The organism is Nonomuraea sp. NPDC054003, assembly GCF_055585125.1.
Genome location: NZ_JBVJKR010000006.1, coordinates 537,935 through 548,211 on the forward strand (window position 1 = coordinate 537,935; position 10,277 = coordinate 548,211).

General features: G+C 68.9%; 11 protein-coding genes. 8 read left to right on the forward strand and 3 right to left on the reverse strand.

The features are described from left to right. Positions 1-180 precede the first annotated feature (180 nt). Both ACZ6YG_RS19110 and ACZ6YG_RS19115 read left to right on the forward strand, forming a co-directional pair. Positions 181-348 (forward strand): hypothetical protein, encoded by a 168-nt coding sequence (locus ACZ6YG_RS19110; protein WP_187280998.1) that lies wholly within the window; start codon positions 181-183, stop codon positions 346-348. 111 nt (positions 349-459) lie between these two features. Further along, a complete protein-coding gene (locus ACZ6YG_RS19115; protein WP_466018738.1) occupies positions 460-2,346 on the forward strand; it encodes an ABC transporter ATP-binding protein in 1,887 nt (628 codons plus the stop codon). Here the strand turns inward: ACZ6YG_RS19115 and ACZ6YG_RS19120 are convergent. Next, positions 2,268-2,738 carry a S26 family signal peptidase gene (locus ACZ6YG_RS19120; RefSeq protein ID WP_148029805.1) on the reverse strand — a complete coding sequence of 157 codons (471 nt, stop codon included), beginning with the start codon at positions 2,736-2,738 and terminating at the stop codon, positions 2,268-2,270. The two genes, ACZ6YG_RS19115 and ACZ6YG_RS19120, sit on opposite strands and share 79 nt — an antisense overlap. Before the next feature lie 141 nt (positions 2,739-2,879). Between ACZ6YG_RS19120 and ACZ6YG_RS19125 the strand changes: the two genes are divergently transcribed. Then, the gene (locus ACZ6YG_RS19125) at positions 2,880-3,053 is read left to right on the forward strand and encodes a hypothetical protein (protein WP_187280999.1); all 174 of its coding nucleotides are present in this window, start codon (positions 2,880-2,882) and stop codon (positions 3,051-3,053) included. Between the two features lie 5 nt (positions 3,054-3,058). Then, positions 3,059-4,348 carry a phenylacetate--CoA ligase family protein gene (locus ACZ6YG_RS19130; protein WP_466018739.1) on the forward strand — a complete coding sequence of 430 codons (1,290 nt, stop codon included), beginning with the start codon at positions 3,059-3,061 and terminating at the stop codon, positions 4,346-4,348. A gap of 2 nt (positions 4,349-4,350) precedes the next feature. Here the strand turns inward: ACZ6YG_RS19130 and ACZ6YG_RS19135 are convergent, their stop codons facing one another. Then, the gene (locus ACZ6YG_RS19135) at positions 4,351-5,250 is read right to left on the reverse strand and encodes a pyridoxal-phosphate dependent enzyme (RefSeq protein WP_466018740.1); all 900 of its coding nucleotides are present in this window, start codon (positions 5,248-5,250) and stop codon (positions 4,351-4,353) included. Beyond that, positions 5,240-6,202, reverse strand: coding sequence for a hypothetical protein (locus ACZ6YG_RS19140; RefSeq protein ID WP_466018741.1), 963 nt, complete (start codon positions 6,200-6,202; stop codon positions 5,240-5,242). Before ACZ6YG_RS19140 ends, ACZ6YG_RS19135 begins: the two co-directional genes overlap by 11 nt. 270 nt (positions 6,203-6,472) lie before the next feature. Here ACZ6YG_RS19140 and ACZ6YG_RS19145 point away from each other — a divergent pair, with 270 nt between their 5' ends. From ACZ6YG_RS19145 to ACZ6YG_RS19160, 4 genes are read left to right on the forward strand one after another with little or no spacing between them, the layout of a single operon-like run. Continuing rightward, positions 6,473-7,084 carry an L-tyrosine/L-tryptophan isonitrile synthase family protein gene (locus ACZ6YG_RS19145; protein ID WP_466018742.1) on the forward strand — a complete coding sequence of 204 codons (612 nt, stop codon included), beginning with the start codon at positions 6,473-6,475 and terminating at the stop codon, positions 7,082-7,084. After that, positions 7,081-8,007: a hypothetical protein gene (locus tag ACZ6YG_RS19150; protein WP_466018743.1), complete on the forward strand. Its 927-nt coding sequence runs from the start codon at positions 7,081-7,083 to the stop codon at positions 8,005-8,007. Before ACZ6YG_RS19145 ends, ACZ6YG_RS19150 begins: the two co-directional genes overlap by 4 nt. Position 8,008: 1 nt before the next feature. Then, positions 8,009-9,187: a hypothetical protein gene (locus ACZ6YG_RS19155; protein WP_466018744.1), complete on the forward strand. Its 1,179-nt coding sequence runs from the start codon at positions 8,009-8,011 to the stop codon at positions 9,185-9,187. A 31-nt stretch (positions 9,188-9,218) separates the two neighbouring features. Beyond that, complete coding sequence (locus ACZ6YG_RS19160) at positions 9,219-10,097, forward strand: 3-hydroxyacyl-CoA dehydrogenase family protein (RefSeq protein ID WP_219547955.1); 879 nt, start codon at positions 9,219-9,221, stop codon at positions 10,095-10,097. Positions 10,098-10,277 lie beyond the last annotated feature (180 nt).

Sequence of the window (10,277 nt, forward strand, 5' to 3'; positions counted from 1 at the left end):
TCAGTGATGCTGACGGACCCGGAAAAATCTGTCAACAGCAAAAGTCATCAAAGCGGGATCGTCTGATATGACGATCTTGATCATTATTTTCTGATCTTGGTCCGCATAGGTTGCAGGCGCCGGCAAGTAATGATCACCGCTCCGGCATGACCTCTTACGGGGCTCGACAGAGGAGATTTCATGATCCGTTCCCTGGGCAAGCTGGGTGACCGGCTGCTCGACAAGCTGCTGCCCAAGACCTCCGCCGCCGCGGACACCTGCTGGGACGAGACGAAGTTCGTCGGCTACACCATCCGCAGGACGTGCTGCATCGCCGCCGGTTACACGGCCTGCACCCCCTGGCGCTGATCGAGGTCCTCGCCGAGTGATCGTCATGCGGTACGTGCGCCGGTCGGCTTCGCGCCGGCCGGCGCCCATCGTCGTCATCCGCCTCGCACTCGCCGGCCCAGCGGTGACCACGTGAGGGACCCCGAAGGTCCCGCCGGGGTCTCCCTGTTCCGCCGCGGATGGGTGGCGGTCGAGCTGGCCTGGCGGGCGCAGCCGGCCGCCTTGACGGGTTCGCTGGCGACGGTGCTGCTCATGGGGGCGGCGCCGGTGGTGACCGCGTGGCTGACCAAGCTGGTTCTCGACAGGCTGGCGGACGGCGGGGGCCAGGGCGTCCTCCTCCCGCTCGCGGCCGCACTCGGAGTGGCGGGCCTGGCCCTGGTCGTCCTGCCGCACGTCTCCGACTACCTCAAGGGACAGCTGCACCGGGGGCTGCAGACGCTGATCTACGACCGGCTGTTCCAGGCCGTCAACGCCGACCCCGGGCTCAGCCGCTTCGAGAACCCCGCCTTCCACGACGAGCTGCGGCTGGCCCATGAGGCCGGCCAGAACGCTCCGCAGCAGATCGTCGGCTCGTCCCTGGCGATCTGCCAGGGCATCCTGACGCTGTTCGGGTTCGTCGTCACGCTGACCGTGCTCAGCCCGGTCATGGTCGTCGTCGTCATCGCCGCCGCCCTGCCGTCGGCCCGCGTCCAGCTCGCGCTGAGCCGCCGCAGGGCCCGCATGATGTGGGGCATCAGCTCCAACACGCGCCGCCAGCTCTTCTACGGCTCCCTTCTCACCAGCCCCGACGCGGCCAAGGAGGTGCGGCTGTTCGGGCTGGGCGACTTCCTGCGCGGCCGGATGCTCACGGAGCTCGGGACGGTCAACGAGGCCGAGCGGGATCTGGACCGTCGGACGCTGCACAGCCAGGGGCTGCTGTCCCTGCTGGGCGCCGCCGTCGCGGCCGGCGGCCTGATCTGGGCCGTGCTCGCCGCCGCCGCCGGAGGTCTGAGCGTGGGGGACGTCTCGGTGTTCGTCGCCGCCGTCGCCGGGGTGCAGACGGCCCTGACCGCGATCGTCAGCCAGTGGGCGGGCGCGCACAACGCCCTGCTGATGTTCGGGCACTACATCGGCGTCGTCCGGGCCGGGCCCGGTCTCCCGGTGGCCCCGGAGCCCGCCGCGCTGCCCCCGCTGCGAACGGGCATCGAACTGCGTGACGTGTGGTTCCGCTACGACGACGAGCACCCCTGGGTGCTGCGCGGCGTGGACCTCTTCATCCCGCACGGCCAGGCCGTCGCCCTCGTCGGCCTGAACGGGGCGGGCAAGAGCACCCTGGTCAAACTGCTGTGCCGGCTGTACGACCCGGTCCGCGGCTCCATCCACTGGGACGGCGTGGACCTGCGTGAGGTGCACCCGGACGACCTGCGCGCCCGGGTCGGCGCGGTGTTCCAGGACTACATGGCGTACGACCTCACCGCCGGCGAGAACATCATGCTGGGCGACCTGGCCGCGGGCGGCGATCCGGAGCCCGTCCGGGCCGCCGCCCGGCGCGCCGGGATCCACGACACGCTCGACACGCTGCCCAGGGGCTACGACACGCTGCTCAGCCGGATCTTCTTCGGCGACGACGACGAGCGCCAGGCCGGGGTGACCCTGTCGGGCGGGCAGTGGCAGCGGCTGGCGCTGGCCCGCGCCCTGATGCGCCACCGGAGGGATCTGCTCATCCTCGACGAGCCGAGCTCCGGCCTGGACGCGGAGGCCGAGCACGCCGTCCACCTGGGACTGCGCCGGCATCGGGCGGGCCGGACCAGCGTCCTGATCTCACACCGGCTGGGAGCCCTGCGGGACGCGGACCTCATCGTCGTGCTGAGCGACGGGAGGATCGCCGAACGCGGTTCCCACGGTGAGCTCATGGCGATGGAAGGGACGTACGCGCGGCTGTTCGGCCTGCAGGCCAGCGGCTACGAGCTCACGCCGGACCCCTCAGCGGGGGAGAGCCTGCGCACGACCACGCCCAGCACCCGGTCCGCCGGGAGATAGCCCCAGTTCCGCGAGTCCGCGCTCGCCGGGCCGTCGCCGATGACGACCAGCCGCCCCTCGGGGACCAGCGCCCCCTCGGGGGCGTTCACCGCGTGCGTGACCTTCGGCGGCACCGGATCGCCGGGCAGCGCGGCCACCCGCTTGATGAGCCACTTCGAGTCCTTCGGGGCGGACAGCGGGCCGGTGCGCCATCGGCCTTCCAGCGCCGATTCGAAGACCACCACCTGACCCCGCCTGAGTCTCGAACCGGCCACGCGGCGGATGAGCACACGATCTCCGGAGCGGTACACCGGGAGCATGCTCGGCCCCGTCACCTGGACGATCACCAGCCGGCGCCGGGCGACGGCGAGACCGCCGGCGATCACCGCCGACAAGATCACTAAGTACCACACGCGCTCACCCTACGTGCCGCACCCCCGCGTGGCGCCACACGAAAGGTTGGCGGATCGGCCATGTCACCCCGTGTTACGCTCGCCGCACAGAAAGCCATAGAGGGGCGCGGCCAGCGTCACCTCCATGATGGGGGAGGGGACATGAACGACAGTTACGCGACAGCGGGCGCGAAGCAGAGGGTCGTGATCGAGGTCGCCGAGGAGCACCTCGGCACGGTCGACGACGTCCGCGCCGCACTGCGCCGGCACATCGACGACATCGCCGACGAGCGGCTCGCATGCGCACGGGGGATCCAGATCCTGCTCATGTGCTGAGCCACATGCCGGCGACCCAGCGAGACGATCTCACCGCGGACGAGACTTCGCGCGAGAACGCCCGCGTCAATCTCGGACTGGCACTCGAGGCGTACCCCTTGTGGGTGGAACGGCTGACCTGCCGAGACCTGAAGCGGGCGTTCCTGGCGGAGTGCTCGGCCGCGGTCCCCCATTATCGGAACCTCTTCCAGGGCGCGGTGCGCGATCTGGACCGGTTCCCGGTCATCGACCGGGCCGACCACGACGACAGGCGCCTCGACTTCATCAGCACCGACTTCGAGGATCCTCGCGGCGAGTTCCTCCGGATCTCCACGAACGGCACCTTCGGCCGGACCCTTCGCGTCGCCTGGGACCTGCCGAGCTTCTTCGATCTCAACCACGCGAGCTACCTCCGCTTCTCGACGGTGCTCCCCGCCTTCTTCTCGTCCCTGGTCCCGGGCGAACCCTCCGTCTTCGTGATCTCCGACTCACCGCGCGATCTCCGTACCTCGGTCGTGATGCCCGCCCTGGACGGCGCGATCCTGCGGAGGCTGATCCTGGGCCGCGACGAGATGACCGACGTCGCGCTCGTCGAGCACCTCCGCCGCGCACGGATCGCCCTGCTGCACGCCAAGCCCTCGGTGCTGCTGGATCTCATCGAGCTGGACGGCGCGCACGACGGAGGCGGGCGCATCGCCCCGGCCTACGTGGTGTGCAGCGGCGAGAACCTCTACCCCGACGACCGCGCGCGCATCGAGGCCGGGCTCGGATGCTCTGTGCTCGACGCGTACGCCGCCAGCGAGGCGGGCCTGATCGCGTACGAGTGCCGGCATCGCACCGGCATGCACGTGGTGACGGATCATCTGACGGTCGAGGTGGAGGCGGGCGACGGAAGCCTCGGCCCGACGGGGACGGGGCAGTTGCTGATCACCAACGCGCTCAACTGGCGCCACGCCTTCATCCGCTACCGCATCGGCGACAGGGCGACGGCGACCTCGGGCGAGTGCGACTGCGGCCACGACGGCCAGACCATCGTCGCCATGCCCGGACGCGAGCGGGCCGCCTACGGGGACGGCACCGGCTCGATCACCGCCGAGGAGATCGGCGCGGCGGTCGCGGCGGCCGATCCTCCGGTGAAGCAGTTCCAGGTCGCGCCGGGAGAGGACCATCGGATCGTGATCTCCTGGGTGGGCCGGCCCGGCGGTGACACCGCCCTGGCCGCGGTCTTGCGCGGGCGCTTCCCCGGCGCCAGGTTCGAGCTCGTCAACGTCCCGGCCATCAATCTGCCGGGCGGCAAGCTCCGGCGGTTCCTGTGAGCTCAACCGGTGAGAACCACCACGTGCGCCGACGCCCGATCGAGCTGTGAGGCGAAGGCCCGCAGGCCCACCAGACCGGCCGCGCCCGCCGGGGACACGCGGAGACCGGCGTGCCTGAGCATGCCGTCACTGGCCAGGACCAGTTGTTCGTCCGTCGCGTCGCAGAAGTGGCCCCCCGTGCCCAGGACCGCGTCCATCGCCTCGCGGGCATGGAAGGAGGACCAGTTGACGAGCGGCTCGTTCACCTCCGTCTCCAGCAGCCGCGCCGCGTCGAGCTCGACCAGGCGGCCGCTGGCGAGGCTCGCCGTCAGGGCGGTGTTCCCGGCGCTTCCCACCACGCCGATGCGCACCTCGACGCCGTGATGCCGGAGCCGGGCGTGCACCCCGGCCGCGCACGTGCCGTTGCCGACGGGCAGCCAGATCGACCCCAGCGGCACCGGGCACTGCGCCATCAGCTCGTCGACGATCGCCCCGTACGCCAGGATCGCGATCCTCCCTCCACGGCCGACGGGGTTGGCGTCGAACAGCCGGCGCTTCCTGGCGAAGCTCCGGCTGGCCCTGACCGCCGCCTCGTAGTTGTCCCCCTGGGCGATCACCACGGCTCCGAGGCCGGTCATCTCTTCCGAGCGGGTGTGGTGGTACCGGATCGGCACGAAGACGGTGCACGGCAGTCCGCGCGCGCGGCTCGCCCGGCTCAGTGCCACCCCGAGGTTGCCGCAGCTGCCGGCCGTGACGCCGGCCGCTCCGTCGCGGATCGCGGCGAGCACCAGCCCGCCCGCGATCCTGTCCTTGTGCGTCCCCGTCGGGTTCCCCATCTCGCACTTGGCATAGACGTGGGGCAGGCGCAGCCGCTCCGCCAGGCAGGGCAGCCGGATCAGCGCCGTCTCCCGCCTATCCTCCATCGGGATTCCGTACGAGACCCGCCCCGAGATAGGCGAGCAGGTCGGGATGTCCTCCGTCGCCCCAGGACGGCGTCGTGTTGACGTCGATCAGGTAGAGATCGCCGTGATCGTCGCTGACCAGGTCGAAAGCTCCGTACTCCACCCGCGCGGCGTCCGAGACGCGGGCGGACATCGCCGCGGCGACGGCGACGTCCGCCGGGAGCGCCGCCGGGCGGCCGGCGTCGGACGTCTTCAGGTAGTAGCTCTCGCGCGTGATGCCCACCGGCATCTTCTTGAAGACCGCCGAGTCGTGCACCCGCGACACGACCATGGCCTCACCCGCGAGATAGACACGATGGAAACGATGGGCCGCATTGGTGATGTACCGCTCGACGACCCAGTGCGGCGAGGCCCAGATGGCTGGGGGAACTTCGTCGCGCCTCATCACCCGATATTCGCCCTCCGCTCTGGAGGACGGCATGTCGTGCGGTGCCTCGTATCCGAGCATTCGCCGCTGCGGAAGCGTCAGTTCGCATTCTCGTACGCCGTGGTAGTTGCAGTTCGTTTTGACCAGCAGCGGTTCGCCGGGATCGCCCTGGCGGGGTGCCGTGGCCGTGGCGACCCCGGCCCGGGCACAGGCTCGTTGGACGGCGCGCTTCGAGATGTCGGTGATCCCGGCGTTTCGAACCGTGACGCCGCGGGCCCGCAGTTCTCCGACGAGTTTTTCCCGGTCGAACGGCACCCGGGCGGAAAGCGTCAGGTTGATATGGAACACGAATAACCGGCAGCCGGCCGGTATTCGTGAAAGCACATCCTGGAATCCCTCTCCGAGGCCGGCGGTGATGCGGCGCGCGCCCGGAAGAACGGCCGGAAGCAGGAACCCCTTCCAGGCCCTGTGTTCGTAGACGGCCACCTGGTCGAAGCTCCGCATATCGCAGTATCGACACACGTCTTCGCGCACGTCAAGCGACATGAACCGATCTCGCGGGGCCGTCGTCAATGGCCGGGCCGTTCGGATGATCTCGGAGCGGCGCGGCCACGGAAATGACTGCTTGTTGGCTGGATAGGGCTGTGATAGTAGTGGTTCAGCCATGTTCCGCCCGCGGCGGATGGTCCCGAAAGACATTTCAGCACCGAGGCCCCGTCGAGGTGGCCGGTATTAGCTGAGGGGGCGTCGGCACATGGACCGGATATGCGGCGATCTGGCGCCATGAAGTTTCCCCGGGCTCCTTATCCGGAACAGGTGTCCTACCAGGTCGGCCTCGACAAGATCCAAGAGGCCGTGATCAGTTCGCATTTCATGCACGAACTCGCCGGCGATCCGCGGCTCGAACTCTACGACGAGGACCGGTTCGTCGCGAAGACGCTGCATATCGATGCCGAAGCCGTCCACGACCGGCTGATTCCCGCCCTGCGTGAAGCCTGCGACGTCTTCTCCGGGCATCGGGCCGCCGCCGCACGGTCGAGGGCGCGCGATAATTACCAGGATTACGGGCTGGCCGATCCACGCCAGGTCGGAACAGCTCAGGTCATCACGGAAGTCATGTTCGACCGGCAGTATCGCGCCGAGCCGTTGCGGAGCTGCTCCAGGGAGCTGCTGTGCGGCACCGTGGCGGAGCGGGTCGAGGCCGGTTCTCCCATCGAGATGGTCATTCCGGCGCTGCCGTTCAAGTTCTCCTCACCACTCAAGACCCGCGGCCGGCTGCCCGACCTGGCCGAGCTCAATTTCCCCTCGGTCTCAACGAGATCGTGTCGACGGTCGAGCAGATCTATCGGGCGGCGAGACCTGATCTCCAAGGGCCTCTGGCGCGATTCACGGTCGTTTCCGACGGGAGCCGCTACAACAAGCTGGTGAACGAGCCGGACAGCGTCGTCGAGCGCTACTGGAATCGTCTGGGCGTCTGGGTCGAACGGTTACGGCTCGACGAGCACATCACCATCCTCGACTACCGGTCGCTGCTCCGGGACTCGATGCCGGCCGGTGACCGGCGGCGGAAAAGCGCGATCGCCGCCGGAGCGCGCACGGAGTACGGGCGGGTGCTGTGGTCGGTATTCGATCCGAACGACATGGTGTCCGCCATGACCATGGCCGCCCGGGTCGAGCCCGATCCGGAATACGCCAATGCCGAGGGCCGGTTCGTCTCCCTGCTGAAATCCCTGATCTACACGATCAAGTACGACTCGCTCACCATGTTCGACCCCCTGCCGGCCGATGCTCGCCATGCTCTCTACCGCGACCTGACAGCGCACATCTTCGAACCGTATGTGGCGATCCCGCCCGACGAACTCGCCGGCGTCCGCATCGACGCCCGCGCGGGGCTCGCGCCCACGGATCGGGTGAAGGAGCGCCTGAGGCAGATGATGCTGAGGGAGTCCTGGGCCTGTGCGATCGACTACATGGCCGAGATCAAGAGCGACCGGGAGCTCGCTGAAGATCCCATCTTGACCTGTCTGCCAGGCCATCTGCGCTGGACCATCCACGCGAAGGCGGGCCAGCTGGCGTTGTCGACGCCGATCGCCGCCGGGATCAGGGTCCAGGCGTGGGCGGGCGCCGCGGTGTTCAAGCTCACCAGGAGGAAGGACGTCAAGCTCTGCACCCTTCCGGTCCTCGCCCTGGAGGGAGCCGGCGCCATCCCGGTGCGCGTGCGCGGCGTGGACGACGCGCTGGCCCTGGCCGGCCAGCCTCTCTTCTACATCTACCCGGACGTCACGTTCGCCGACATGGACGACTTCCTCGCCGTCGTCCGGAGGTCACTCGTACGCAGGAGGACGAACTAGCGTGTCGAACCGCCCGGGCAAGAGGGCGATCTTCTTCGTCTACGACAGGGGCACCGGCATCGGGCACCTGAGAAGACTCGGTTGCCTGGCCAGAAGGCTCCAAGGGCGTCTTTCGTGCCTCATCGTCACCGGTCACCGGTCAGCGGCGCACTGGTTCGTGCCGGAGGAGTGCGAGTACGTCCACCTGCCGAGCTGGGACAGCCTCCTGGAGGACAAGGCGCGTTACTGGGACCGGCGGCCGTTCGTCGTCCTGGACGAAGCCGGCGCCGTCCGGCTGCGGAAGTCGATCCTGACGGCGGTCGTGGAGGCGTTCGAGCCCGACGTCATCTTCGTCGACCATCTTCCGCTGGGCGCGGGGGAGGAGCTCGCGGAGGTCATCGAGGACACGCGATGCCTCAAGTACCTGGTGACGAGAGGCGTGCTGAACGAGACCGCGAACCTGCGCCGGCTGGTCTTCGGCGGAAAGGCCGGCCGGTATCTGGACGCGTACTATCACCGGATCCTGGTCGCCACCGATCGCAAGGTCTTCGACTTCGCGGCGCAGTACAACCTCGGGCCCGCGATCCGCGGGAAGACGGTCCACACCGGTTATGTCGCGGACGGCGTGCCGCACGACACGGTCAAGACGGTCCGCGAGGACCGCGGCCTGAAGGACGGCGACCTCTGGGTGGTCGCCTCGGCCGGCGGCGGCCAGCTCGGCGAGCCGCTGATCGAGGGCTGTCTGGAGCTCGTCCGCGCGTACCCGGACGTCACCTTCGACATCGTCCGGGGGCCCCGGTCGAACATCGCCTGGCCGCGGCGGCACCGCGACCTCGTCGAAACAGGCAACCTGCGCCTCCACAAGGAGACCCACGAGATGCCCTTTCTCCATGCCGGCGCGGACCTGGTGATCTCCTCGGGCGGCTACAACTCGCTCCTGGAGGCGCTGCAGGGGAACGCCCGCATTCTCTGCTTCCCGTTCTGGAGGGATCGGCGCGATGAGCAATACCGTCATGCGGCCCGGTTGCGGCAGTTCGTGGACCTCGAGGTGTCGCTCGACCTCTCCGAACTGCCGGGGATGTTCGCCCGGGCCATCGGCTCGATCGGCCGTGGCGTACCCGATCGGCGTGCGGAGCTGGACTTCGACGGCGCCGCAGCCATCGAGCGCATCGTCCACCGGGACCTCGGGCTGACCGCCTGAGCGGGCTCGACGTACAGGCAGGGGAGTCGCCATGGAGTTTCCGAACGTCGGCGTCATCGGTGCGGGGACCATCGGGACCGAGGTCGCGCAGTGCCTCGCCCAGGCCGGGCACCGGGTGGTCCTGGTGGACGTCGAGACCGGGATCCTGGACCGGGCGCGGTCGGCCATCGGCGAGAACCTGAGGTACGCGTCCCTGTTCGATGCCGGGGTGCGCGAGGCCAGCCATGCCGGCATCCTGTCGCGGATCGACTGCACGACCGACTACGGCCTCCTGGCCGACATCGACCTCGTCGTGGACAACAGCACGGAGAGCCGGCCGATCAAGGAGGAGGTCTTCACCCGGCTCGACCGGATCTGCCCGCCGGACCGCATCCTGGCGGCCAACACCTCCGCGATCTCGATCACCCGCCTGGCCGGCGCGACGCGGCGGCCCGACCGCGTCATCGGGGTGCACTTCATGAACCCCGTCTTCCGGAAGCCCGTCGTGGAGGTCGTCAAGGGCTGGCACACCAGCGACGCGACCGTGGAGGCGGTCCAGGGCTTCCTCGGCGGGCTGGGCAAGCGGGGGGTCGTCACCAACGACATGCCCGGCTTCGTGTCCAACCGCGTTCTCATGCTGGCCATCAACGAAGCGATCAGCGTCGTGCACGACAGGGTCGCCACCCCGGCCGACGTCGACGAGATCTTCGTCAAGTGCCTGGCCCACGAGATGGGACCGCTGGCGACCGCCGACCTGATCGGCCTGGACACGGTCCTCCGTACGCTCGACGTACTGAACGAGAGCTACGGGGACGGCAGGTTCCGCGCGTGCCCGCTGCTGAGGCAGATGGTCGACGCGGGCCTGCGCGGACGGAAGTCAGGCAAGGGCTTCTTTGACTACTCCGGACAGCAGGGGCTCCGATGGACGTGAAAGCCAGGGTCAGAAGCTACCTCAGACAGGCGATCATGGAGGAGGTCGGAGACGGGGACGACCTGTTCGAGCTGGGGCTCGTCAAGTTAGCGTCCACGGGAGTGGTGTACGGGTTTGAACCCGTTCGTCACCTTGGCGCCCGTAAGGGAAGATCGATGTGACATGAGGGCGGCCACTCCG